24 protein-coding genes and 1 tRNA gene are annotated in these 22,900 nt (G+C 65.3%); 7 read left to right on the top strand and 18 right to left on the bottom strand.

The genetic code is table 11. From position 1 onward, the window contains the following. Nucleotides 1–6: 6 nt before the first annotated feature. On the top strand, nt 7–861 hold the full coding sequence (locus Q0R23_RS03280; protein WP_293910327.1) for an MBL fold metallo-hydrolase: 855 nt from the start codon (nt 7–9) through the stop codon (nt 859–861). Here Q0R23_RS03280 and Q0R23_RS03275 read toward each other — a convergent pair whose 3' ends face one another. From Q0R23_RS03275 to dxr, 9 genes are all read right to left on the bottom strand, one after another. After that, a complete protein-coding gene (locus Q0R23_RS03275) occupies nt 862–1,725 on the bottom strand; it encodes a methyltransferase domain-containing protein (RefSeq protein WP_293910325.1) in 864 nt (287 codons plus the stop codon). A gap of 430 nt (nt 1,726–2,155) precedes the next feature. Further along, entirely contained in the window at nt 2,156–2,755 is a 600-nt protein-coding gene (locus Q0R23_RS03270) for an LURP-one-related family protein (RefSeq protein WP_293910323.1), read from the bottom strand. Between the two features lie 37 nt (nt 2,756–2,792). Further along, complete coding sequence (gene pruA, locus Q0R23_RS03265; protein ID WP_293910321.1) at nt 2,793–4,364, bottom strand: L-glutamate gamma-semialdehyde dehydrogenase; 1,572 nt, start codon at nt 4,362–4,364, stop codon at nt 2,793–2,795. A 368-nt stretch (nt 4,365–4,732) separates the two neighbouring features. Further along, nucleotides 4,733–5,152 carry a hypothetical protein gene (locus tag Q0R23_RS03260; protein ID WP_293910319.1) on the bottom strand — a complete coding sequence of 140 codons (420 nt, stop codon included), beginning with the start codon at nt 5,150–5,152 and terminating at the stop codon, nt 4,733–4,735. A 10-nt stretch (nt 5,153–5,162) separates the two neighbouring features. Continuing rightward, nucleotides 5,163–6,095, bottom strand: a complete 933-nt coding sequence (locus Q0R23_RS03255) for a proline dehydrogenase family protein (protein WP_293910317.1) — start codon at nt 6,093–6,095, stop codon at nt 5,163–5,165. Continuing rightward, nucleotides 6,092–6,802 (bottom strand): GntR family transcriptional regulator, encoded by a 711-nt coding sequence (locus Q0R23_RS03250; protein WP_293910315.1) that lies wholly within the window; start codon nt 6,800–6,802, stop codon nt 6,092–6,094. The genes Q0R23_RS03255 and Q0R23_RS03250 overlap by 4 nt, the downstream gene beginning before the upstream one ends. 58 nt (nt 6,803–6,860) lie before the next feature. Next, nucleotides 6,861–7,256 carry a hypothetical protein gene (locus Q0R23_RS03245; RefSeq protein ID WP_293910313.1) on the bottom strand — a complete coding sequence of 132 codons (396 nt, stop codon included), beginning with the start codon at nt 7,254–7,256 and terminating at the stop codon, nt 6,861–6,863. Nucleotides 7,257–7,857: 601 nt separating this feature from the next. Further along, on the bottom strand, nt 7,858–9,012 hold the full coding sequence (locus Q0R23_RS03240) for a M50 family metallopeptidase (RefSeq protein ID WP_293910311.1): 1,155 nt from the start codon (nt 9,010–9,012) through the stop codon (nt 7,858–7,860). Continuing rightward, on the bottom strand, nt 9,009–10,193 hold the full coding sequence (dxr, locus tag Q0R23_RS03235) for a 1-deoxy-D-xylulose-5-phosphate reductoisomerase (protein WP_293910309.1): 1,185 nt from the start codon (nt 10,191–10,193) through the stop codon (nt 9,009–9,011). The genes Q0R23_RS03240 and dxr overlap by 4 nt, the downstream gene beginning before the upstream one ends. A gap of 40 nt (nt 10,194–10,233) precedes the next feature. Here dxr and Q0R23_RS03230 point away from each other — a divergent pair, with 40 nt between their 5' ends. The 5 genes from Q0R23_RS03230 to Q0R23_RS03210 all read left to right on the top strand — a co-directional run bounded on the left by Q0R23_RS03230 (nt 10,234) and on the right by Q0R23_RS03210 (nt 15,011). Then, nucleotides 10,234–10,425, top strand: a complete 192-nt coding sequence (locus Q0R23_RS03230) for a hypothetical protein (RefSeq protein ID WP_293910307.1) — start codon at nt 10,234–10,236, stop codon at nt 10,423–10,425. Nucleotides 10,426–10,455: 30 nt separating this feature from the next. Then, nucleotides 10,456–11,148, top strand: coding sequence for a glycerophosphodiester phosphodiesterase (locus Q0R23_RS03225; protein ID WP_293910305.1), 693 nt, complete (start codon nt 10,456–10,458; stop codon nt 11,146–11,148). Nucleotides 11,149–11,312: 164 nt separating this feature from the next. Further along, nucleotides 11,313–12,602, top strand: coding sequence for an ABC transporter substrate-binding protein (locus Q0R23_RS03220; RefSeq protein ID WP_293910303.1), 1,290 nt, complete (start codon nt 11,313–11,315; stop codon nt 12,600–12,602). Nucleotides 12,603–13,198: 596 nt separating this feature from the next. Continuing rightward, nucleotides 13,199–14,131: a sugar ABC transporter permease gene (locus Q0R23_RS03215; protein ID WP_293910301.1), complete on the top strand. Its 933-nt coding sequence runs from the start codon at nt 13,199–13,201 to the stop codon at nt 14,129–14,131. Beyond that, the gene (locus Q0R23_RS03210; protein ID WP_293910299.1) at nt 14,121–15,011 is read left to right on the top strand and encodes a carbohydrate ABC transporter permease; all 891 of its coding nucleotides are present in this window, start codon (nt 14,121–14,123) and stop codon (nt 15,009–15,011) included. The genes Q0R23_RS03215 and Q0R23_RS03210 overlap by 11 nt, the downstream gene beginning before the upstream one ends. Nucleotides 15,012–15,703: 692 nt before the next feature. On the opposite strand, the gene Q0R23_RS03205 is transcribed toward Q0R23_RS03210, so the two are convergent. From Q0R23_RS03205 to Q0R23_RS03175, 7 genes are all read right to left on the bottom strand, one after another. Further along, nucleotides 15,704–16,687: a 4Fe-4S binding protein gene (locus tag Q0R23_RS03205; protein ID WP_293910297.1), complete on the bottom strand. Its 984-nt coding sequence runs from the start codon at nt 16,685–16,687 to the stop codon at nt 15,704–15,706. A gap of 52 nt (nt 16,688–16,739) precedes the next feature. Further along, nucleotides 16,740–17,513 (bottom strand): hypothetical protein, encoded by a 774-nt coding sequence (locus Q0R23_RS03200; RefSeq protein WP_293910295.1) that lies wholly within the window; start codon nt 17,511–17,513, stop codon nt 16,740–16,742. Between the two features lie 32 nt (nt 17,514–17,545). Then, nucleotides 17,546–18,445, bottom strand: a complete 900-nt coding sequence (locus Q0R23_RS03195; RefSeq protein ID WP_293910293.1) for a TAXI family TRAP transporter solute-binding subunit — start codon at nt 18,443–18,445, stop codon at nt 17,546–17,548. After that, nucleotides 18,442–18,603 carry a hypothetical protein gene (locus tag Q0R23_RS03190; protein ID WP_293910291.1) on the bottom strand — a complete coding sequence of 54 codons (162 nt, stop codon included), beginning with the start codon at nt 18,601–18,603 and terminating at the stop codon, nt 18,442–18,444. The genes Q0R23_RS03195 and Q0R23_RS03190 overlap by 4 nt, the downstream gene beginning before the upstream one ends. After that, nucleotides 18,600–19,400, bottom strand: a complete 801-nt coding sequence (locus Q0R23_RS03185; protein ID WP_293910289.1) for a hypothetical protein — start codon at nt 19,398–19,400, stop codon at nt 18,600–18,602. The genes Q0R23_RS03190 and Q0R23_RS03185 overlap by 4 nt, the downstream gene beginning before the upstream one ends. Nucleotides 19,401–19,563: 163 nt before the next feature. After that, nucleotides 19,564–20,121, bottom strand: coding sequence for a peptide-methionine (S)-S-oxide reductase MsrA (gene msrA, locus Q0R23_RS03180; RefSeq protein ID WP_293910287.1), 558 nt, complete (start codon nt 20,119–20,121; stop codon nt 19,564–19,566). A 123-nt stretch (nt 20,122–20,244) separates the two neighbouring features. Beyond that, nucleotides 20,245–20,997, bottom strand: a complete 753-nt coding sequence (locus Q0R23_RS03175) for a TSUP family transporter (RefSeq protein ID WP_293910285.1) — start codon at nt 20,995–20,997, stop codon at nt 20,245–20,247. A 36-nt stretch (nt 20,998–21,033) separates the two neighbouring features. Here Q0R23_RS03175 and Q0R23_RS03170 point away from each other — a divergent pair, with 36 nt between their 5' ends. Beyond that, nucleotides 21,034–21,570 carry a hypothetical protein gene (locus Q0R23_RS03170; RefSeq protein ID WP_293910283.1) on the top strand — a complete coding sequence of 179 codons (537 nt, stop codon included), beginning with the start codon at nt 21,034–21,036 and terminating at the stop codon, nt 21,568–21,570. Nucleotides 21,571–21,659: 89 nt separating this feature from the next. On the opposite strand, the gene Q0R23_RS03165 is transcribed toward Q0R23_RS03170, so the two are convergent. Both Q0R23_RS03165 and Q0R23_RS03160 read right to left on the bottom strand, forming a co-directional pair. Then, nucleotides 21,660–21,734, bottom strand: a tRNA-Gly gene (locus Q0R23_RS03165). Between the two features lie 292 nt (nt 21,735–22,026). Further along, on the bottom strand, nt 22,027–22,851 hold the full coding sequence (locus Q0R23_RS03160) for an amino acid ABC transporter permease (RefSeq protein WP_293910281.1): 825 nt from the start codon (nt 22,849–22,851) through the stop codon (nt 22,027–22,029). Between the last annotated feature and the right edge of the window lie 49 nt (nt 22,852–22,900).

The following is a 22,900-nucleotide window of genomic DNA, read 5'->3' as shown; positions in this document are numbered from 1 at the left end:
GGGCGCATGTCCTCGCCGATGACCGTACAGGAGTTTTACCACCCTGGCCTCGACCCCCGCATCCGCTGCTTCCGGGCGGGCGAGGAGGTCGATACCTTCGTGGTCGTGACCGAGCGAATGCTCATCTACCTCGACAGCATGTCCACGCCGGAGCTGATGCGGCAGGTAATCGAGCTGACGAGCGTGGACGCAGGAGCGCGGCAGGTCGTCGTCATCAACACCCACGCCGACTGGGACCATGTGTACGGGAATCAGGTGTTTGAACGTGGCGACCTGCGCGGTTTGATCGTCGCCAGCGAGGCCACTGCCGCCCGGCTGCACTCGGAGGAGGCCCGCGCCGTGCTGGCTTCACAACAGGCGCAGGACACCCGCTTCGAGGCGGTAAAGCTGACACCGCCGCACCTGACCTTCCCCGATACGCTCACGCTGGACGGAGGCGACCTGAGCCTGCACCTCTTCCCCACGCCGGGGCACCGGCAGGGTCACGTCTCGGTGTGGATACCCGAAGTACGGACGCTGCTGGCCGGTGACGCGGCGGAGTACCCCTGGCCGTGCATCGGCACGTATTCGGATCTGGACGCGCTGCGGGCCTCACTGGAGCGGATGACGGCGCTGGACCCGGCCTTCGTGCTGCCGTGTCACGGCGGAACATCGTCGCCGGATCTGATGGCGCGGAATCTGGCGTATCTGGACCGGCTGGCGGAACTGGTCAGTGCTGGCCTTGCCGACGCGCCGGAACTGAGCTACGAGGCGGCGTTGACCTGGCTGGGCACTACACCGGACGCCGTGCCAGGTTTCTACCGCGACTTCCATCAAGGCGCGGTTAAGGCGACGCGAGAGTGGCTGGGAGAGCAGGCTTGACTACTTCCCAAGCGTGAACCGCGACGTCGCGTAGCGGTGGCGCAGCACGATCCGGGCCGAGGGCTTGTCGATCAGCTTCTCGTCCGGCGCCAGGTCGTGCGGCGTGCCGTGTGGATAAACTGTGACGATCAGTTCGTCAGCGGGGGCGCCCGACCAGCGTTCACCGTCCTGGGCGGGCGCGGCGCCCGCGTGACCCGCAGCCGAAGACGCGCCGCGCATCAACACCATCCCCAGCGCGAGCAGTCCAGCACCGACGAGGATCGGGCCATCCTTTCGCAGCGAGATCAGCACGTGCTCCTCGGATTCGCCGCCCAGGTGCAGCGGGAAGACCAGTTTGCCCTCCGGCGCGAGCTGTTCGGCCCAGGCGGGCGGCACATCCCAGGCGCCGACGGTGGCGACGATCCGGTCGTAAGGCGCACCGGGCGCCCAGCCGTCGGCGCCGTCACCGTGAATGACCTGCACGTTGGCATAGTGCGCCAGCCGGGGCCGGGCCGCCTCCACGATGGACGCCTCCAGATCGACGGTCACGACGCTGCCAGTTGGCCCGACCAGCTCGGCCATCAGCGCCGCGTTGTAGCCGCTTCCGGCGCCGATTTCCAGCACGCGCAGACCGGGGTGGAGGTCAAACGCCTCCAGCATGGCCGCCACCGCCGTCGGCTGGGAGATGGTCGCGGGCGCCTGCGCGGTGGCCTCCGGCAGCAGGAACGAGTCATCGAAATAAGCGTCTTCGAGCGAGAGCCAGGGCGCGAAATGGTGGCGCGGCACGGCCCGCATGGCCGCTTCCACCGCAGGCGAGCGGATGACCTGGCGGCTGACCAGACCGTCGATCAGGGCGTTCCGGAGGGCTGTTACACGCTCAGTCATGCAAAGAGTCTATGCCCGGCTCAGCGTCCGGTGATCGGTTTCTTCGGCAGGCACGGCAGGCGTCAACGTCGGCATCAACACGACGGACGTGAGCGACAGCAGGCGCAAAATGGTCACGGCGGCAGTCTGGACGCAACAGCCTAGAGCAGATGTCATAAAAAGGGTCTTTTTATGACCGAGCGGAGCGAGTAGTTTTAACTGAGCAGGACGCAGAATGGAGGCGCGGGGAGGCTGTTTTCCCCGTGGCGTAATTCGGAGTACTGCTCTGGGCGCAACGCGAGCGAAAATAGTGAAGCGGTGACGAGGCTGCCACGACAGCGACCACTCCGGCCCTACGGCTGTATCCCCACGGCTGTATATATTATAAATTCCAGACACGAGGGGGCCAGCCCACATCAGCAGCGGCTGGCCCCCTCTGCGCTCGCCTGGTCTACTGGCGGTTGCGCTCCAGCATCGCCACCTCGACGAGCGTGATGGCGGCCAGGTCTTCGCTGACGCCTTCGGGTGAGTCGCCGAGGCGTTCGAGCAGAAAGTGCCGGGCCACGAAGGAGCGCTTTTTCAGGATGCGGAACACGTCGGCGCCCCCAGGCGTGCGGACGGTGTAATACGGGTTGATGAACATGGCGATCAGCGGCCCGATGAGCGGAATCTCGTCGAGCAGGCCGTCGAGCACCTTGACCCAGGGATTGCCCTCCTGAATGTGCAGCAGCGTGTTACCGGAAGCGTCGGTGATGTCGTAGCTGGCCCGCCAGATGCTGCGTAGCCCGGCAGCCCGCAGGCCACCGACCACGGTTTCGTCCTTGATGCGGGTGATGGTATGCACCGCCCGGAAGCCGATGATCTGATTGGCCTTCATGCGGTAGAGCGGCTGCGTCTTGGCCTCGTCACCGTAGATGGTGGTGTCTTCCCGCAGCGTCAGCAGTTTTTGCTTGACCTGCATCAGCAGCCGTTCGTCGGCGTCTTTGACCTGCACTTCCGGCGAGAGGGTGATGAACCGGAAGGTGGCCTTGAGCGGATACTTATGTGTCATGTATCATAAATTATAGCGGATGCACCCAGCCTGTGCTTCAGAAGCGCTCGGTCACCGCCTTCATCTGCATGAAGTTGCCCAGGTACTCCGGGCCGCCCGCCTTGGAGTCGGTGCCGGACATGTTGTAGCCGCCGAAGGGCTGCACGCCGACGATGGCGCCGGTGATCTTACGGTTGAAATACAGGTTGCCGACCTCGAACTCGTTTCTAGCCTGCTCCAGCCGGGCGCGGTCACGGCTGCACACGCCGCCGGTCAGGCCGTACTCGGTGGAGTTGGCGATGTCGAGCGCGTCCTGCCAGTCGCGGGCACGCAGCACGGTGATGACCGGCCCGAAAATCTCCTCCTGGGCGATGCGGGCGTGCCGGTCCACGTCGCCGAAGATGGTGGGCTGGACGTAGTGGCCGGTCTTGCCGCCGTGCTTGCCAGGCGCCTGGCCGCCGAGCAGCAGCTTGCCTTCGCCCTTGCCGATCTCCTGATACGCCCTGATCTTGTCGAAGGATTCGGCGTTGACGACGGCGGTGACGTTGGCGTTGGCCTCGCCCGTGCCGACGGTGAGCGCCGCCGCCCGCTCGACGAAGGCGTCCACCACACTGTCGTACACGCTGTTCACCACCACCAGGCGGCTCATGGCGCTGCACTTCTGGCCGTTGAAGCCGAAGGCGCCCTGGAGCGCAGCGGTCACGGCGCCCTGAATGTCGGCGGTTTCGTCCACGATCAGGGCGTCCTTGCCGCCGAGTTCTAAGATGACGCGCTTGAGCCACTTCTGACCCTTGTGAACCTTGGCCGCCGCCTCGTTGATGTGCAGGCCCACGCTGCGCGAGCCGGTAAAGGTGATGAAGCGCGTCCGGGCGCTCTGGACCAGGTACTCGCCGACCTCCTCGCCGACGCCGGGCAGAAACTGGAGCACGCCAGCAGGCAGTCCGGCCTCGATCAGAATGTCCACCACAAAGGCGGCGGTCATGCCGGAGTCCTCGGCGGGCTTGGCGATGACGCAGTTTCCGGCCACGATGGGCGCCGCCAGCATTCCGGCGAAGATGGCGCAGGGAAAGTTCCAGGGCGAAATGCTGACGCCGACGCCTAAGGAGAGGTACATCAGGCCGTTTTCCTCGCCCTCGTACCAGGTGGTGTCCGCCGCGCCGAAGCCGCCGTACTTCATGGCCTCACGGGCGTAGTATTCGAGAAAATCGATGCCTTCGGCCACCTCCACGTCTGCCTCGGCGTAGTTCTTGCCGACTTCCAGGGTCATCAGGGCGCAGGCTTCCAGGCGCCGACGCTTGAGAATGGCGGCGGCCCCCAGCAGAATCCGGGCGCGGGCGTCCACGTCCCAGGCCTTCCAGGTGGCCCAGGCGGTCCAGGCGCCGTCGAGGGCGCGTTGGGCGTGCTCGGTGGTGGCTCTGGCCGTGCTGCCGACGATCTCGGAGGTGTCGCAGGGGTTGGTGCTGAGCAGTTTTTCAGCGGTGTCGATGCGTTCGCCGTCGATGATCAGCGGATAATGTTTGCCCAGCAACTCGGCGCGGACCCTGGCGAGTGCGGCCTGGTAAGCGTCCACGTTGGCCTGGAGGCTGAAATCGATGAAGGGTTGAGGGCGGTAGGGTTCGACTTTGATCATGGGTGAGATTCCTTGGTGATTGCTTTTGAACTGCTATGGTCGAGGGTCAAATATTTTTGTGAACGCTGTCCAATCCCTGTTGCCACCTGAGTTGACCAAAACGCAGAAATCCTCATTGGCGTCCTCCTTCGTATTACCAAGAACAAGACCTCGAAGCTTTACACCATCGCCCCGAATACTTTTAGAGCAGTTGACGTACCGACCTCTATATGGGCCGTCCGAGATCACGACAACTCGCCATTCGCCACGCTCCCAAACACAATTCATCTCAACTTCCAGCATTGGCCCATACATTCGCTGCACTCCTTTTTTTGCCGACAAAGTTTGAATCTAGTCAGGATGCTGTGCAAGGGAAATCTCAACCTCACCTACGCTAGGTCGAACAGCGAATCTGTCTCCCTGTCGCGGCGGTGCATCTGGGCGTCCACCTCGGGTAAGCCCTGCGGGTACAGGTTGGCGGCCAAATCACTCAGGAAGGCGCGGGGATGGTCAGGCAGCGCGGGCAGGTGGCCGAGCAGAAACCAGCTCAGGTCGCGGTCGTCGAACTCGGAGACGGCATACGCCCAGGTGCGGGCCAGGGCGGCGTCCTGGGCCTCGCTCAGCGAGTCGAGCCAGGGGGTCAGCAGCCGGGCCAGGTGGGCCATGTCGGCGCTCTGGTACGGGTCGAAGCCTTCGAGCGGGTGCAGGATGGTGGCGTAGTCGGCGTGGCGACCCGACCAGCCGAGCAGCCCGAAGAACTGGCCGAGGTAAAAGCCGTTGACGTGGCCGGGATCGGGGTAGGCGCTCACCCTCTGGCCCTCACCCTCTCAGCAGGCCGCGCAGCACGAACAGCGCGTTGCTGGGCCGCTCGGCGATGCGGCGCGAGAAATAGGCGTACCAGTCGCGACCATACGGAATGTAGGCCCGCACCGGCTGGCCCCCTTGCGCCAGGGCACGTTGCAGGTCGCGCCGGACGCCGTAGAGCATCTGGAATTCGTACTGGCTGCGCGGGATGCCGTGCGCGGCCACAAAAGTCTTCACATCTTCGATCATGTGTTCGTCGTGGGTGGCGATGTTGGTGTGGTTGCCCGCTCTCAGGCTGGCGTAGATCAGGCGGCGGTAACTGGCGTCCACGTCGGCCTTGTCGGGCATGGCGACGCTGGCACTCTCCAGGTAGGCGCCCTTGACGATGCGCAGGTTGGGCCTGAGTTCCGACAGCGCCTTCAGATCGGCCTCGGTGCGGTAGAGGTAGCTCTGGAGCACCGTGCCCACCGCCCCGGCACCGTACTCGGCCAGCAGGACGCGAAACTGCTCTAAGGTGATGTCGACGCGGGCGTGGTCCTCCATGTCGAGGACCATGAAGCCGCCGCACTCGCGCATCCGGTCCAGAATGCGCCGGGCGTTGCTCAGACCGAGGTCCGATCCGTCCACCGTCAATCCCTGGCCCACGCTGGAGAGCTTGACCGAGAGGTAGGGCGTGACGCCTGCCTTCGTGGCCTCGTCGATCAGGCCCAGAATCTGAGCGGCAAACACGTTGGCGCTCTCCGGGCTGTCCACGAATTCGCCGAGCAGATCGAGGATGGCGCCGACGCCGTCGGCTTCGAGTTCCTGGGCGGCGCGGATCACGTCGGCGGCGGCCTCACCGGCCACGAAACGCTGGGCCAGGCTCCAGCCGCGCGCCCGCATGGCGGCTTCGACGGCCTTCTGTCCGGAGATGGTCAGCACGGCTTTGCGGTAGATCTGGTCGATCACGGTTGTTCTCCCTGTGCGAGTCGAGGATGGTCGGGCTGCATCTGGCGAATGACCAGCGCGGCGAAGGTGCGGACGTGTTGCCGGGCGGCGGCGCGGGCCGCGTCGGGGTCGCGCCTCAGCACGGCCTCCAGAATCGCCCGGTGCTGCTCGGCGGTCTGCGGAGAGGTGTTGGACGAGGGGCTCAGGTGCTTGATGAGCGCCACCCGCACCTCCAGATCGCCGCAGAGTGAGAGCAGCACGGCGTTGTGCGAGGCGGCGGCGACGCAGCGGTGAAACGCCAGATCGAGCGGCGTCTGCCGGGCACCGCCCTGCGGCGTGCGTTCGAGCGTCTCCAAAGCAGCCTTCAGCAGCGCGGCGTCGGCGTCGGTGTGGGCATCGGCGGCCAGGGCGGCGGCCAGACCGTCGAGTTCCTCGCGGACCACGTAGGTTTCGCGCACCTCGCGCAACTCCAGGCGCCGCACCCGCACGCCCTTGTTGGCCTCGGCGTCGATCAGGCCGTCCTGGGTCAGCCGCATCAGGGCCTCGCGGATGGGGGTGCGGCTCACGCCCAGCCGCACCCCCAGCAGGGCCTCGCTGAGCCGCTCGCCGGGCAGATACTCACCGCCGAGGATGGCGGCCCGCAGGTGCAGGTAGACCTCCTCGCGCACCAGGGCGGGCCGGGCGAAGGACGCAGCCGGACTGGCAATGTGGGCCTGGGGGGCGGTCATATGGATATTGTATACAATATAGATCGTAGAGGACAAGTGGCGCGGCCCACCGTCCGGCTCAGCGCTCGTCGGCGGTGATCGGCTCGATGGGAAAAATGCGCCCGGCCAGCGTGGTCAGGCCGGTGGTCCCGGCGCGTTGAACGCAGGCTTCGGTGCCCAGGCACAGCGTCACGTAACGGGTCCGGCGGGCGGCCACATACACCCGGTAGAACGCCGCCTCGGTGCGCGAGCGGGTGTAATGGCAAAGATCGCAGTGCAGCGCCGCCTTGAATTTGGGGTCCAGCGGCGTGAACTCGGCGAGCTGGTCACCGCTGACCAGGGCGAGTCTCCCATCCGCCACCGGATACAGTCCCAGCGCCGGGCGGGGCGCACTGGAAGGCCCGTCGCCGAACAGTTCCCGCGCCGTGTCGGGAAACAGTTCGCGCAGCAGGTCGCGTTCGGAGTGGTCGCTCATGGGCAACAGTATAAAAAAGTGCGGTTTGGGGAAATGGGGGTGAGGCTCAGTTGTGGAAGCGGGCGGCTGGACGGGCGGGTTGGCGGTTGAGTTGCTTTTTGGGCTTCAGCTTTTAGCCAATGCGTCGGCTCCCCCAGCGGGCAGCGGCCAGGCGGACTTGCAAAGCTCCGCAGGAGAGGAGTGGCACCCTCATGGGGACGAGTGGCGTCCTCATGGGCGTCCGTTCACGAGGACAGTCCGTTCACGAGGACAGTCCGTTCTGGCCAAGCGGTCAGGCCCCATACGGGTACCGTTCTGAACAAGAAGACGCCCCCGCCCCGGTGGAGCGAGGGGGGGGGGATTTCGCTCCGCTATGGAGAGAACTTCCCATCCGTCCCACACGCTCAACCTTTCGCCGCGTTCTCCGCATCGTGTAGCTCAGGTAGGGCGCCCGTGCTCCGCGATTGCCCATAACTGACTGCCCTGGAAGGTAGTGGTCTACTCTAGTGGAAAACAGCGACTGGGCGCTTGTGTTTGACCCCTCTGCCCATGTGGGGCGCTACGCAGTAGCGGGGTGAGGGGAATAAGCGAAGCGCATGCCCTGCCCCACTCCCCACTCCCCTTAAAAAAACCGCGCCACATCCCGCACCAGCACGAACATGGTCAGCAGCATCACCAGGCCGAAGCCCGCCACCGTGACGGCCTGTTCCTGCTGGAAGGTGAGCGGGCGGCGACGGACGACGCCCACCAGCACGAGCAGAATGCGCCCGCCGTCGAGGCCGGGGATCGGCAGGAGGTTGAAAAAACCCAGGCTGAGGTTGATGGCCGCCGCGATGCCCAGCAGCGACCAGCCGCCCGACTGCGCCGCCTGCGAGACGACCTGCACGGTGCCCACCGGCCCGACCACGCCCTGATCGGACTTCAGGTTGAGGGTAAAAAAACGCACGAACAGGTTTTTGAACGAGTTCAGCACCTGCGGCACGGCGCCGAGCATGGTGCGCCCGGCCTCACGAAGCGCCTGGGGCACGCTCAGCGGGGTGACGCGCAGCGCCGGGCCGTAACCGACGCCGAGTTTCTGCTGCACGCCGCCGACCTGGGCGGTCCAGGTAAACGGCACCTGGACCGTCTGCCCCGCCCTTATGATGGTCAGGGTGTGCGGCCCGCTGACCGCCAGCACAGCCGCCAGGCGCTGCCAGCCGGGTTTGTCCTGCCCGCCCTCGCGGAACGTTTCGGGAAGCTTCTGAGCGTCGATGGCCGTAATGGTGTCGCCCACCTCAATGCCCAGCGCCTGAGCCTTGGAGCCGTTCAGTACCTGAGAAATGCTGATCTGCGTATTGACCGGCTCGCGCAGCCCGTTGGCGCTGAGTGTGGCGGTGATGATGAAAAACGCCACCACCAGGTTCATGACCGGCCCGGCCAGCAGCACGGCGATCTTGCCGGGGGCGCCCAGGCCCGCGAAGCCCCTGGTGGCCGCCTTCGGGGTGCCGCCTTCCATGTCGGGGGCCATGCCGTCGATCTCGACGTAACCGCCGATGGGCAGCAGGCTCAGGCGCCATTCGGTGCCGCGCCACTTGCGCCTGAGCAGCACCGGCCCCATGCCGATGGAAAACGAACTGACGCTGACACCCTGCCACCTCGCCAGCGCGTAGTGCGCCAGCTCATGCAGGAAGGTCGCCACGGTGATGATGAGCAGCGTCCACAGCAGGCCGGTGGGCGTCAGGGCGGCGGCGATGCCCTGGAAGAAGCTGGGGGCAGCCGACTGTGCCGTGGGGTTCATGCCTTCACCGGACCTTTGATCAGTTCGCTCGCCCGGCGCCGCGCCCAGGCGTCGGTATGGGCCAGGCTGTCCCAGCTCAGGGTGCCTGCGGGCGCCTCGTCCAGCACGGTTTCGAGGAGTTTGGGAATGCCCAGATAACTGAGTCGCCCGGTCAGAAACGCCTCCACCGCGATCTCGTCGGCGGCGTTCAGCGCCGTGGGGAGGAGCCCGCCCGCCTCGCCCGCCCGGTAGGCCAGGCCCAGACAGGGAAAACGCTGCACATCGGGGTCGCGGAATTCCAGGGTGCCGCTGAGGTGGAAGGCCAGGTGTCCGGCGCCGCTGACATCCTTGACCTCGCCGCGCCGCCTCGCTCCGTGAACGTCGCCGGGGCCGCACATGCCGCTGGGCGCCGCGTCGATGGCGTAGGCGATGGACAGCCGCATATCGGTGGGACCGAGCCCGGCCTTGAGGTTGCCGTCACGGAAGCGGGCCAGCGCGTGGACGATCTGCTGCGGATGAATCAGCACGCCTACCCTGGACAGGGGCAGGCCGTACAGGCTGGCGCACTCCAGCACCTCCAGGCCCTTGTTGAGCAGCGTGGACGAATCGACGGTGACTTTGGGTCCCATCGCGTAGTTGGGGTGCCGCAGCGCCTGGGCCGCCGTCACCGTGCTCAGATCAAAGGGGCCGTCGCGGAAGGGGCCGCCCGACGCCGTGAGGATCAGCTCGGCCACGTCGCCCATGTGTTCGCCGGTCAGGGTCTGGAACACGGCGGTGTGCTCGGAGTCCACCGGCACGAGGCGGCCACCGCCCGCTCTGGCCGCCTCCCAGATCAGCAGGCCGCTGGTGACCATCGCCTCCTTGGTCGCCAGCGCCACGGCCCGCCCGGCTTCCAGCGCGGCGCGGGTGGGGGCCAGCCCCTTGAGACCGCTCATGGCGTTGACGCAGACATCAGTCTGCATGACGGCGACCTCACAGGGGTCGGCGATCACGCGGGTCAGGCTGCCGAAACGGTCACGGGCCTCATCCAGCACGTCATCTTCGACACTGACGAGCACGGGGCGAAACTCGCGGACCTGGGCTTCGAGCAGGTCCAGATTGCGGCCCGCCGCCAGCGCCAGGAGGGTGTCGCTGCGGTCGCGGGCCACCTCCAGCGTCTGGGTGCCGATGGAGCCGGTGGAGCCGAGCAGGGTGAGTTGCATTGGAACTATTTTGCCGCATCGCGGTGAACGGGATGGGCGGATGGGTGACGAAGGCGGCGGCGGCGGAGCAGTGCCGACCTTCACCCGATCCGCCCCCGACTCAACCATCAGCTTCGTCGTGTACGGCGCAGTGCATCAAAGACATCTGGCCGACTGTGGCCGACTTCTGGTGGCGCTGGGTTCCGTCACCTTCGCCAGCCTGCGCTGGTATCGCCGTCGCCACCGGAGCTGAGGCCCGCCGCGCCGTCGTACCCTGAGCAGCATGACCTCTTCCCTAGCTAGACCCCTGCTGCTCGGCCACCGGGGAACGCCTCGGCTGCACCCGGAGAATTCGCTCGCCGGATTTCAGGCCGCACTCGATGCCGGTCTGCACGGCGCCGAGCTGGATGTCCGCCGCCTGGCCGACGGAGCGCTGGTCGTCTGCCACGACGCCAAACTGCCGGATAGCCGCGAGCTGAGCAGGCTGAGCCGCGCCGAGTTGCCCACCCACGTGCCGCTGCTGCCGCAGGTGCTGGCCTGGGCCGCCGACACCGGGGCGTACCTCAACATCGAGATCAAGCCCGAAGCCAGTCGGGGCGACGGGCGCACCGAGGAAACGCTCGATCTGGTGCGGAGTTACGGCCTGGCCGCGCAGGTGATCCTCAGTTCGTTCAGCCCGCTGCAACTGAGGGCCGCCCAGCAGCACGCGCCCGCTATCGAGCGAGGCTTCCTGTATCACCGCGCCTACGCGCTGCCCGGCTGCGACCTGGTGCCTGCCGTGGCCCGCAAGCTCGGCGTGGCGGCGCTGCACCCGCATTTCAGCCTGATTACGCCGCAGAGCATGGAGTTGGCCCGGCGTGAAGGCTGGCGCGTCAACGCCTGGACCGTCAACGACGAGCCGGAAGTGCGGCGACTGGTCGGCCTGGGCGTGGACGGAATGATCGGCGACGTGCCCGACGTGCTGCTGACGGCCTGAGCCCCCGTGACCCTCTGGCGCGGCGAAGCTTTTTACTTTACCCTCAAAGTGTCAGACAACCGTGATTGACAGAGCACTGACCAAACGTTTCTAACCTCTGTGGCGTTCGCCGCGCACGCCAGAGGTCAACAAGCATCTGGCGCGGCACTCGGCAAGGGAGACACATGAAGCGATTAATGTTGATGCTCGTTCTCGGTGGCAGCGCGTTGCAGATGGCCTCGGCCCAGACCACCATTGAATTCTGGCACTCCTTCGGCGACGCCAAGCGCACCGGCTGGATTCAGGCCCGCGCCGACGAGTACAACAAGGCGCACTCCGATACCAAAGTCGTGCCCGTCTACAAGGGCAGCTACAACGATTCGCTCCAGGCCACCATCCTGGCCGCCCGTCAGAACAAGGCGCCCGCGCTGGTCCAGATTTTTGAAGTGGGCAGCCAACTGGCGCTCGATTCGGGCATCTTCCAGCCGGTCAGCAGCGTCAAAAACGTGGATTTCAGCGATTACCTCAAACCCGTCATCAACTACTACACCATCGGCGGAAAGGTCAACAGCCTGCCGTTCAACAGCTCCAGCCCGGTGCTGTACTACAACAAAGACCTGATGAAAAAGGCCGGAATCGCCGCGCCGCCTACGACTTACGGCGGCCTGCTGGACGACTGCAAAAAGATCCAGGCCGCCAAGCTCGACACGACCTGCTTCGGCATGAGCCTCAACGGTTGGTTCGTCGAGCAGTGGATGGCCCAGCAGGGCTCAGTGCTGCTCAACAACGGCAACGGTAGGTCGGGCCGGGCCACCGCCAGCAACCTGGACAGCGCAGCGGCCAGGAACATCTTCACGTTTTTCAAGACCCTCCAGGACAACAAATACTTCACCTACACCGGCAAGCTCGAAGACTGGGACGGCTCCGACGCGATTTTCACCAACCAGAAGTCGGTCTTCCACATCACCTCCACCGCCGACATCGGCAACATCAACGAGGCGGCCAAGAAGTCGGGTTTCAGCATGGGCGTCGGCGTGCTGCCGATCCCCAGCGGCACCAAGCGCAACGGCGTGGTCATCGGCGGCGCCTCGCTGTGGATTCCCAAAAGCATCGCCAAACCCCAGGCCGAGGCCGCGCTGGACTTTGCGCTGTACATGACCAACACGGCCAATATGGCCGCCTGGCACAAGCTGACCGGCTATTACCCGGTTCGCACCAGTTCGATCAAGTCGCTGCGCGGCTCCGGCTGGTTCAGTGAATCACCGCTGCAAATCGTGGCCTTCAACCAGCTCACCAACACGGTGCCCAGCCCCGCCACCGCCGGAGCGCTCAACGGCACGGCCATCGAAACCCGCAAAATCATCGAGGAAGGGTTGCAGAAGGTGCTGGGCGGCACGTCGGTGGACGCGGCCCTCAGCGAAACCAAAACCCGCGTGGACGCCGCGCTGACCGAGTACGGCAAGAACTTCAAGTAAGCCGCGTGGCGTGACTGGCCCGCTCCTGATCGTGGGGGTGGGCGGTTGCGTTTCGGGGGTGAGCTTTATTCTGGATGGGCAGTGGGCGGTGATGTGGCGTTGTTGGGCTTTCGCGTTGATGGCTTTGATTTTGCGTCCGAGTGGCTGGTCAATCTATTGGCGATTGCGTTGCGTTGTTAAGGCTTGAGCACTGGGCAAATGCGAATGCACCCCCACCCCCCAGCCCCCGCCCCGGTGGGGCGAGGGGGTTGGCGCTCCGCTGTGGATGGTACTTCCGACTCGTCCCACACGCACTTTCTTTCACCGCGTTCTCCACATCGTGGCCGCTAACGTAGGGCGCCCGTGCGCCGCAGTTGGTCATAACTGACTTCGCTGGAATATGTTGATCTACTTCAGTCGAACAGCACACGGGGCGCGTGCTGTTGACCCCTCTACCTCAGGGAGAGGGGCGCTGCGCAGCAGCGGGGTGAGGGGTAGTGAGCGCAGCTCATGCCCTCCATCCCTTCCCGCGCACCGCGCACCGCGCACCGCTCCCCAACTGTTCCCACTTCCCACTTCCCACCCTCCCACTTCCCCACCCCCCAGGAGGCCCACCGATGATCCGACCCCGCGCCGCCCGCGCAACTCCAGATGACCGGGCCACTTTCAAAAGCAGGTCGCTGCCCTGGCTGTTTCTGGCGCCGACGATGCTCATTCTGGCGGTGTTCAGCTATCTGCCCGCCGTTCAGACGCTGCGGCTGGCGGCGTTCCGGGCGAATATCATTCTCGGCACCGAGCAGTTCACCGGGCTGGGCAACTTCGCCGATCTGCTGAGCAGCCCCGCTTACCGGCAGGTCGCGCTGCAAACGCTGATCTTCGCGGTGCTGACCGTCAGTATCGGCCTGACCCTGGCGCTGATTCTGGCCTGGATGGCGAGCCGGGTGCGGCGCGGCCAGCGCTACTACCATCTGCTGCTGATCTATCCGTATGCGCTGAGTCCGGCCATCGCGGGCACACTCTGGCTATTTTTGTTCAATCCTGAAATCGGCGTGGTCAACCAACTGCTGCGCTCCTCGTTCGGCATTGCTCCGCGCTGGCTCGACAACCCGCTGCTGGCCTTCGGGCTGGTCACGGTGGCGGCCATCTGGAAGGGACTGGGCTACAACATCGTGTTTTATCTGGCGGCCCTACAAAACGTGCCCGGCGACGTGCTGGAGGCCGCCGAGATCGACGGGGCCAGCGGCGCCCAGAAGTTCTGGAAGGTGGTCTTTCCGCTGCTGACCCCCATGACCTTTTTTCTGGTGTTCACCAGCGTGGTCAGCGCTCTATTCGACTCGTTCGCGCTGACCGACGTGCTCACCAGGGGCGGGCCGTTCTACAATCACGCGGGCATCACCACCTTCCTGACCTACCAGCTCTACCAGGACGGCTTCGTCAACTTCAAAACCGGCGCGGCGGCGGCCCAGGCGGCACTTTTGCTGCTGCTGATCGCGGCCATTACCTTTTTGCAATTCCGGGTCGGCGAAAAGCAGGTTCACTATGGCGCCTGAGGATGTGGCGCGTAACGACGTGCGGCTCCTAGGCGCTCCGGCGCCCTCGCGGCCCGTTTCCGGCACCCGGCACCAGAGCCAGTGGGCGCTGCATGTCACGCTGTGCATCGCCGCCTTCCTGATTATGGCGCCGCTGCTGTTCGCGCTGATTAAATCTACCCAGGTCTCCAGCGACGTGCTCAGCGCTCGCCTGGTGCCGGGCGGGGCCTTCTTTGCCAACCTCAGCTCGGTCTGGAACGAGGCGCACCTGGGCCGCTACATGCTCAACAGCTTTTTCGTGACCATCCTGGTGACGGTGGGCAAAACCGTGCTGTCGCTGTTCTCGGCGCTGGCCTTCGTGTACTTCCGCTTTCCGCTGCGCGGCCTGGCCTTCGTGCTGGTGCTGCTCTCGCTGATGCTGCCCACCGAAGTATTAATTATTGCCCTGTTCGATCTGGTCAGCCGCGACCTGAACTGGGCCGACAGTTACGCCGCCATCACGGTGCCGTTTCTGGCCTCCGCCACCGGCACCTTCCTGTTTCGCCAGCACTTCCTGAGCATTCCCGCCTCGCTGGCCGACGCCGCCCGCATCGACGGCTGCGGCCCGCTGCGCTTTCTGACCAGCATCCTGATTCCGATGAGCTGGAATACCATCGGCGCCCTGGCCGTCATCCAATTCGTGTTCGTCTGGGACCAGTACCTGTGGCCGCTGGTGATTATGCAAAATGATCAGAAACAGGTCGTGCAGGTGGGTTTGCGTAAGCTGATCGACGTCGGCGGGCAGACCAACTGGGGCGCCGTCATGGCCGGGGCGCTGCTGACCATCGTGCCGCCGCTGCTGGTGTTTACGCTGCTCCAGCGCCAGTTCACCAAGGGTTTTGCGCTGACGCAGGACAAGTAACGCGCTGGACGTTGGAGGGCGCTTCTGCCAGTGCGGGAGCGCCTTTCTTGTTGGGCGGGGACGCGGCACTCTTGGGCCGGATGAGGCTGGGGCGGGTCTGTGGCGTTGCTGGGCTGGACTTGCTGTTGGCGGGTACGTTGCTTTTTTGGGCTTCGGCTTTTGGCATATGCGTCGGCTCCCCCACCCCCCAGCGGTCAGGCCCGATAGGTGCCGTTCTGAACAAGACGCCCCCGCCCCGGTGGGGCGCAACTGGCCACAGGTTCGGGGGCGGCGTCTTAGGCAGAACGGACTGTCGTCGTGAACGGACGCGCCTGGGCACGCCACTCCTCCCCATGAGGACGCCTGCCCGCCCCTCACCTCTCTTGATTAGCTGACGTGTCAACAGAACCTTGGAGGGAGTTGGCGCTGCGCTAGGCATGGTACTTCCCGTTCGTCCCAGACGCACAATTCTTCACGGCGTTCTCCACATCGTGTAGGTCACGTAGGGCGCCCGTGCTCCGCATCCGCCCATAACTGACTTCGCTGGAAGGTAGTGGTCTACTCCAGCGAAAAGCCTGACCGGGCGCTGGTTTCTAACCCCTCTGCCTCTGGGAGAGTCGCAGACCTGCTTGCAGAGGGGCGCTGCGCAGCAGCAGGGTGAGGGTGAGTGAGCGCAGCTCATGCCCTCCCCACCCTTTACTTCCTACGCACGCCTACATCGCCTCCCCGCCCACCCGCAGCAGCGCGGGCACGGCAAACGCCGCTTCGGGTACGTCAGCTTCCATGACGATCACCTGCGGGGGGCAGGACTTCTCGCAGGCGCGGCAGCCGGTGCAGGAGGTCAAATCTAAGGTCAGGGTGACGGCGCCACCTGGGTGGACCTCGCGGGCAATCGCCTCCGTGGGGCAGACGTTGGTGCAGACCGGGCAGTCGATACAGCCGTCCAGGATGCGGGGCGCCGACCAGGCCACCAGGGTTTCGGGGGTGGGCGTGGGCCTCAGCGCCCGGCGGCGCCACAGCCACTCGGCGGGGCGCCTCTCCTCAGGCACGCTCCAGTCGATGAACGGTAGCGGGCTTTCGGGAATGGTCTGGGCGACCACCGTGCGGGCACTGCGGGCCAGGGCGCCGAACATCCCCCGGCGCGAGACCTGCGGGCTAAGAAGCTGCTCACCGCTGGCCTTGCGGATGCTGACGCGGGCGGGTCGGCCCGTCGCCCGGCGTAGGAGCTGGGCCGCTTCCACCACCGCTTGCAACCGCTGTGGCACGTCGGCGCGGCCCACCGAGCAAGTGGGGCAATCGCCGTGGAGCAGGGTCAGTTCGGTGTCCCAGCCGCCCGCCGCCACCACGGCGCTCTGGGTCACGCGGCCCAGACAGGGCAACGCTTGACCGCCCGCGCCGCTCTGGGAGCAGGTCAACGTGGCACCTTCATCTCCATGCGCTTTGATGGCACCCAGAGTCGCGCTCACGTCGTATTCGAGTGCCCCCGTCGGACACGCCTGGACGCACAGCCCGCACCCCGTACACTTCGCCGGATCGATACTCACGCCGCGCTCGATGGTCACGGCCTCGTGCGGGCAAGCCTGAGCGCAGAGGTCGCATCCGCCCACCGCCATGCGCTCCACCAGGCAGCGCTGGCCGGTATAGCGGGGCACCGGATTGCCGTACTCGCCAAGCAGCTTGAATACACCTTCTAACATGGCGCGATTATGCACCGCGCCGGGCGCAGCAAAGGGGTGTGCAGCCTTCAGCTCATTCGCCCAGCAGATCCGGGTTGTCACGTTGGAGAGCTGCCAGGGCGCGGCTGGTGGCGGGCGTCGGCCTGAACTTCGCGCCGTCGTAGGTGTAGTCGAGCGTGTAGGCGCGGCTGGGCGTGGTCGTGAGGGTTCCGCCGCAGGGGTCGGCCTGCGTCTGCCCGGCGCGGGTGTAGGCCGCCGACATGAGCGTGATTTGCAACCCTGGATAGCGCCCACCCGGCAGTGAGCGCCAGCTCAGCAGGCTCTGGCGACCCCCACTCGGCAGGCAGTTGTTTGCAGAGTCGAACACCCGCAGCAGCAACTGGGTCTGGACTTTCGGCTGTTTGAGGTCAAACAGGGCCAGGCTGTGAACCAAGGTGTACCTGACGACGTAATCACCCTGGCACAGCAGCAACTCGCGTCCACCCTGAGCCGGGTACTTCAGGCAGTGGCTGCTGCGAAAGCCCTGGAAATAGTTCACCAACTCCCAGGCCGTCCGGCCCTGCCATCTCAGGCGCAGGCTGACGCCGTAGTTATTTTCATACGGTTCGCAGCCGCTCATATCCACCAGGGCGTCGGTGTGCTTGGGATCGGTGAATTTGCCGTAAATCACCGATGTAGGCCGGAGCCCAGCACCCAGGCCGTTCGTCGCGTCAGTGGTGAAGTCCGGGCAGGGTGTACAGGTGCCACTTTCGCCACCCGTATCACAGACGCCAGAGAGCAGTTCGCGGGCCGCAGCGGCACTGATCGGCTGATTGGAGGGTGAGGCGGCCAGAACTGGGCCGAACATGCTCAGGGCCAGCAATATCCCGACCCGCGCCCTCACTTGTAATCCGGCCAGTCAGTCGCCTTGAAGGTCACGTCGTTCCACTTGGGATGCATGCCCTCGTCTTCCTGCAAGCTGGTCAGCTTGGAGCGGGCGCAGGCGGCGTATTTCAGGAGCTGCTTTTTCTTGTCGGGCGTTTTGAAGTTGCGCGTCACCAGCAGGCTCTGCACGCTGTAGGTCTCGACTCCGGCGCCGAACTGCGGGTAGATCACCTTGGCTTTCTGGTAAAAGCCCTGCAACTTGGCCGCGTCGATGTCCAGCGGCAGCAGGTTGTAGGTCTGCGGATCGAGGGTCTTGATCCACTCGGCAGGCTGACCGACCACCGCCAGCACGGCGTCCACCTGACCGCTGCCGAGTGCCGCCAGGGCCGCGCCCCGGTCAGGAAAAGCGTCCACCTCCAGATTCACGCCGGATTTGCCGCGCAGCACGTTGGCCGTGACCACGCTGCCGCCCCAGGCGCCCACCTTCTTGCCGCCCAGCTCGCTGAATTTGGTGACACCCTGGACCTTGCCGAAGAAATTCCTGGTCGGTTTCTTGGCCAGCAGGTGAATCTCTTCCTGGTGCAGCGGCAGCAGGGCGCGAATCTCCTTGGCACGCGGGTCGCCGTCGATCTGGTCGCGGGCCTTGAGTACATCGAGCTGCACGAAGGCCAGCGAGACCGCGTTGCTCAGCAGCAGGTCCACGCTCTCGACGCTGCCGGTGGTCTGGCGCTCGCGCAGGAAGGACGCGCCGACGCACATGTCGCCCAGATTCTTGTACATGGTGGCGTAGGTGCCGCCCTTGCTGCCGGTGGCGACGTTCAGGAAACTGGTCTGGGCAGCGGCGCCCGGCACGAGCAGAGCCACCAACAGGGCGGCGCCTTTCAGTTCAACCCGCCTCAGTTCAGCCCACCTCATTTCAGCCCACCATACGGATCGGTGGTGTTGGAGCCGTTCGAGCTGGAGCGGGTCTGGCCGGAGCCCCCAAACGCCCCGCCCTGATCGAGCGCGACCAGCCCAGCGCACAGCAGCAAGATGACCACCAGCACGCCGATCAGCAGTCCGGGGCGCCTCATTTGGCGTCCCTCTTCACGCTGACGCGCTCACCGAGTTCCTGCGACAGATCCGGCAGCGGGGCGCCCGACGCGGTTCGGCGCGGCTGGTTACTCTGGGTCACATTTTGTTGAGTCACGAGCGCGGCGTCGAGCAGCTCGGCGGTGCGCCCGGCCCGGCGGGTGATTTCAGATAAGGCCGCCTCGGTGGTGTGCTGCTCGCCAGGGCTCAGGCGGGCGACCTGGAGGGCCTGGGCCACGTTGCCCCGCGCCTCGGCCAGCCGCATGTCGATGCGGGCCTTCTTGATGACCAGATCGAACTCGCGCAGATCGCCCTGGAGGGTCTGGTAGTAGGTCTGGGCCTGGGCGAAGGCAGCGTTGCTGGCCTCCAATTCCTGCTCCCAGGTCGTGATGTCCGGTGCGGGGAGCTGGCCCCGGCTCTCGTCGATCACGCGCTTGAAGTCGCTCAGATAGCCGCGTGCGTTGGCGAGCTGCTGGCCCTTGTTGTTGATGAGCGTCTCCATATCGCCCCGCTTGGCGATCAACGTTTCGATGGGCAGGGCGCGGGCGACCACCTCCTCCACCTTGGTCCGTCCAGCCCGCAACCCCAGCATGATGGCGGGCCACAACACGATGAAGGCAAGGATGGCGATGACGAAGGCCGCCAGCGTCACGATGGTCGTCGCGACATGGAACACCGCCACGGCGGCGCCTGCGATGGCGGCCAGCACCAACACGCCGAGAACGGTGGTCACGATGACCGAGCGGCCTGAGCCTGATCTGACGGTCTGAACGGTCTGGGTGCCGGGTTTTTCGATCATGGGGTGCCTCCGTTGAACTGCGGGCGTATCTGCTTTCAGAATACGCGCCCAGGGTCAGGTCCGTTGCCGTTCGGGGCCAAAAAACGCCCCCGACCGATGACTGGTGGGGGGCAAGCTGACACTGGGCTGAACATGAACACTGGGCTGAACCTGGGAGTGGCAATCAGGAGGCCAGATACTGCGAGTAGCTTTTGCGGAACTTGACCACCTTGGGCGTAATCACGGCCAGGCAGTACGGCTGCGTCGGGTGGGTGGCGAAGTAGTTCTGGTGATACGCCTCGGCCACGTAAAAGTGGCTGGCCGCCTCCAGCGTGGTCACGATCTCGCGCTCATAGAGGCCCTGGGTCCGCAGACCGTCGATGAACGCCTGCACCTGCGCCTTCTCGGCCTCCGACTGGTAAAACACCGCCGAGCGGTACTGGGTGCCGATGTCGTGGCCCTGGCGGTTGAGCTGAGTGGGGTCGTGGGTGGCGAAGAAGATGCCCAGCACGTCGGCGTAGGGAATCACGCTGGGATCGAAGGTGACGCGCACACCCTCGGCGTGGCCGGTCTTTCCGGTGCAGACCTGCTCGTAGGTGGGACTGGGAACCTGGCCGCCAATGTAGCCGCTCTGGACACTGTGAACGCCGCGCGCATTCTGAAAGACCGCCTCGGTACACCAGAAGCAACCGCTGGCGAGAATGGCGGTCTGTAAGGGAGGTTGTAGCGCCGTATCTGTCATGCGCCCATTGTGCGCCCCTTTGTTCAGCGTCATCCGGCGAAATCCCACGATTGCAGCTTGGGCTTATATTGAGGCTGGGTATAACAACATCACATCCAGGGTGAGCCGGTTTGCGTTGGGGCCTCAGCGGGTGGTCAGCAGCCGGGCCGCCACCAGCACCACGATCAGCGCGTAGATCACCTTGATAAAGCCGCTGCCGCGCAGCATCGCCATCCGGGCGCCCACATACGCCCCGGCGGCGTTGGCCAGGCCCATCGGCAGCCCGATCCAGAAGACCATCTGGCCGCTGAACAGGAAAAACACGAACGCCCCGGCATTGGTGGCGAAATTGACGGCCTTGGCGTTGCCCGACGCCCGCACCAGATTAAAGCCCGCCAGGGTGAACAGGAACATCAGAAACGTGCCGGTGCCGGGGCCGATGAAGCCGTCGTAGACGCCGATGAGCAGGGTGCCGGGCAGCGTCAGGGCCAGCACGCGGGGCAACAGGCCGGGGTAGCGGTCCTCGGTGCCGGAGCGCTTGTTGGCGATCACCAGCACACCCACACAGAGAATCACCACCGCCACCAGCGTCTTGAACACGTCAGGGTCCACGAACTGCACCAAAGCGGCGCCCAGGCCGCTACCGAGCAGGGCCAGCGGAATCAGGCGCACCAGCAATGTCCATTCGATATGTCCGGCCCTGGCGTACTGGAGTGTGGCGCTGCCGGAGCCGAAGATGGCCAGCAGCTTGTTGGTCGCCACCGCCTGCGCCGGATTCAGGCCCATGAAAAACAGCGTCGGCAATGTGATGGTGCCGCCGCCGCCCGCCACTGCGTCGATGAATCCGGCCAGGAAAGCGAGGGGCAAGCCGTAGAGCAGCACGGTCGGGTCAGGCATCCGGGGAAGTATAGGCGGCGAGCTAGACTGGGAGCCGTGACTGCCTCAGGGACGCGAGTTGGCCCACTGATCGTGCTGCGCGGCAACTCCGGTTCGGGCAAGAGTTCGGTGGCGCGGGCACTGCGGGAACGTTACGGACGCAAGCTGGCCTGGGTCGAGCAGGATTACCTGCGCCGGGTGGTGCTCAAAGAGCTGGACGCACCGGGCGGCGTCAACATCGGCTTGATCGAACAGACGGTCCGGTACGCGCTGGCACACGGCTACATCGTCGTGCTGGAGGGCATTCTGGACGCCGGGCGCTACGGCGAGATGCTGGAGCGACTATCCGGCGTGTGTCAGACTCACTTCTTTCACTTCCAACTGTCCTTCGAGGAAACCGTGCGCCGCCACGCCACCCGGCCCCAGGCGAGCGAATTCACCCCGGAGGCCATGCGCGAGTGGTACAGGCCCGCCGATTTGCTGCCGTTCGTGCAGGAGCGGATATTCGATGAGACGCTGAGTCTGGATGATGTGGTGGAGGTGATCGTGGAGGTCAGTGGGCTGGGAGACATTGCGCCGGACGAATCGTCGTGAAGCCAGATTCCATGGTGAAACGGAGGGCAGACCGTCCATCCCTGAGCGGTCTGCCCTCCATTTCACCACAGTGACCGCTGCATAACATCTGGAGCAGATTGATGGACTTGCACCATCGTCCTCCCGTTGGCAACGGGAAATCCTGGCTACTGGACGAAATCTGCGTGTGGCGGCCCCAGCCGGAACTCTACCGGCCTCGCCAGGGTGAAGCGTTGTGGATAACGGCCCGGCGAATGGATAAATCTTGATCAGAAGTAGCTCACAGTCTTCGGCCCAACCGAGTTGAGGCGTTCGCCCTGACCTGCAACGAAGTGTACCGTCGCAGCGACACAAACCACATTCGCCGCATGGCTCAGGCCCAAGCCAGGCCAAAAAGCGCAGCGCTTCTCTGCAACTCAAACGAGGGCGAGCCGCAGCGGCAACCCACCCCCTTCTTCCCTTCCCGCAAGCCTTCCCCTACCGCCCAGCCATCTTCACCTGGCGCTCCAGTTGATCGGTAAACAGCGTCATCACGGTGGTCAGGGCCAGGTACACGGCGGCGGCGACGGCCAGCGCCGGAATCGGCTCAAAGGTGCTGGAGCGCACCTGATCGGCGATGCGGGTCAGCTCGGTCACGGCGATGGTGGCGGCCAGCGAGGAATCTTTGAGCAGCGCCACCAGGTTGTTGACCAATGCGGGCAGGCTCAGACGCAGCGCCTGGGGCAACACCACCTGGGTCATGGTCTGCGGCCCGCTCAGGCCCAGCGAGCGCGCCGCCTCGGCCTGGCCACGCGGCACGCCCAGCACGCCGCCGCGCACGACCTCGGCGTTGTAGGCGGCCACGTTCATGGACAGCGCAAACACCGCCGCCACGAACACCGAGCCGACCTCGAAGGCAGGCCAGGTATCGGCCCAGGCCAGCAGCGAGCCGAACGGCGGCACCAGCGTGGGCAGCGCGTAGTTGGCGAACAGAAGCTGCACGTACAGCGGCGTACCCCGCACGATCCAGACCACGAAGCTGCACGGCAGCGCAATAAATTTGAGCGCCGAGAGCTTGCCCAGGCCCAGCAGCACGCCCACGAGCATGCCCAGCACGCCGCTCACCAGCGTCAGGTACAGCGTGGTCCGCGCCCCGGAGACGAACAGATCCGCATTCTTGCCGATGGCTTCGGGCCACAGCGGCAGGTGTAGCGCCAGCGTAATCAGCCAGAACAGCAGCAAAAAGGCGGCGATGGCCCCCGCGCTCCACAGCAGCAGATTGCCACCCCCGAAGAGGCCAGCCGGGCGCTGCGCTCCGGTCACGCCTTGATGCCGAACGGTACTGCTTCCAGGTGACGCACGACATAAATCG

Origin of the sequence: Deinococcus sp., assembly GCF_025362455.1 — a bacterium.
Taxonomy (GTDB): Bacteria; Deinococcota; Deinococci; order Deinococcales; family Deinococcaceae; genus Deinococcus.
Note: the sequence above shows the minus strand (reverse complement) of the source record. Positions and strands in the feature narration are given on the sequence as shown.

Coding starts and splice junctions, on each gene's coding strand:
- Q0R23_RS03280 (WP_293910327.1), top strand. CDS start 7: ATGTCCTCGCCGATGACCGTACAGGAGTTTTACCACCCTGGCCTCGAC.
- Q0R23_RS03275 (WP_293910325.1), bottom strand. CDS start 1,725: ATGACTGAGCGTGTAACAGCCCTCCGGAACGCCCTGATCGACGGTCTG.
- Q0R23_RS03270 (WP_293910323.1), bottom strand. CDS start 2,755: ATGACACATAAGTATCCGCTCAAGGCCACCTTCCGGTTCATCACCCTC.
- pruA (WP_293910321.1), bottom strand. CDS start 4,364: ATGATCAAAGTCGAACCCTACCGCCCTCAACCCTTCATCGATTTCAGC.
- Q0R23_RS03250 (WP_293910315.1), bottom strand. CDS start 6,802: ATGACCGCCCCCCAGGCCCACATTGCCAGTCCGGCTGCGTCCTTCGCC.
- Q0R23_RS03245 (WP_293910313.1), bottom strand. CDS start 7,256: ATGAGCGACCACTCCGAACGCGACCTGCTGCGCGAACTGTTTCCCGAC.
- Q0R23_RS03240 (WP_293910311.1), bottom strand. CDS start 9,012: ATGAACCCCACGGCACAGTCGGCTGCCCCCAGCTTCTTCCAGGGCATC.
- dxr (WP_293910309.1), bottom strand. CDS start 10,193: ATGCAACTCACCCTGCTCGGCTCCACCGGCTCCATCGGCACCCAGACG.
- Q0R23_RS03230 (WP_293910307.1), top strand. CDS start 10,234: ATGGGTGACGAAGGCGGCGGCGGCGGAGCAGTGCCGACCTTCACCCGA.
- Q0R23_RS03225 (WP_293910305.1), top strand. CDS start 10,456: ATGACCTCTTCCCTAGCTAGACCCCTGCTGCTCGGCCACCGGGGAACG.
- Q0R23_RS03220 (WP_293910303.1), top strand. CDS start 11,313: ATGAAGCGATTAATGTTGATGCTCGTTCTCGGTGGCAGCGCGTTGCAG.
- Q0R23_RS03215 (WP_293910301.1), top strand. CDS start 13,199: ATGATCCGACCCCGCGCCGCCCGCGCAACTCCAGATGACCGGGCCACT.
- Q0R23_RS03210 (WP_293910299.1), top strand. CDS start 14,121: ATGGCGCCTGAGGATGTGGCGCGTAACGACGTGCGGCTCCTAGGCGCT.
- Q0R23_RS03205 (WP_293910297.1), bottom strand. CDS start 16,687: ATGTTAGAAGGTGTATTCAAGCTGCTTGGCGAGTACGGCAATCCGGTG.
- Q0R23_RS03200 (WP_293910295.1), bottom strand. CDS start 17,513: ATGTTCGGCCCAGTTCTGGCCGCCTCACCCTCCAATCAGCCGATCAGT.
- Q0R23_RS03195 (WP_293910293.1), bottom strand. CDS start 18,445: ATGAGGTGGGCTGAACTGAGGCGGGTTGAACTGAAAGGCGCCGCCCTG.
- Q0R23_RS03190 (WP_293910291.1), bottom strand. CDS start 18,603: ATGAGGCGCCCCGGACTGCTGATCGGCGTGCTGGTGGTCATCTTGCTG.
- Q0R23_RS03185 (WP_293910289.1), bottom strand. CDS start 19,400: ATGATCGAAAAACCCGGCACCCAGACCGTTCAGACCGTCAGATCAGGC.
- msrA (WP_293910287.1), bottom strand. CDS start 20,121: ATGACAGATACGGCGCTACAACCTCCCTTACAGACCGCCATTCTCGCC.
- Q0R23_RS03175 (WP_293910285.1), bottom strand. CDS start 20,997: ATGCCTGACCCGACCGTGCTGCTCTACGGCTTGCCCCTCGCTTTCCTG.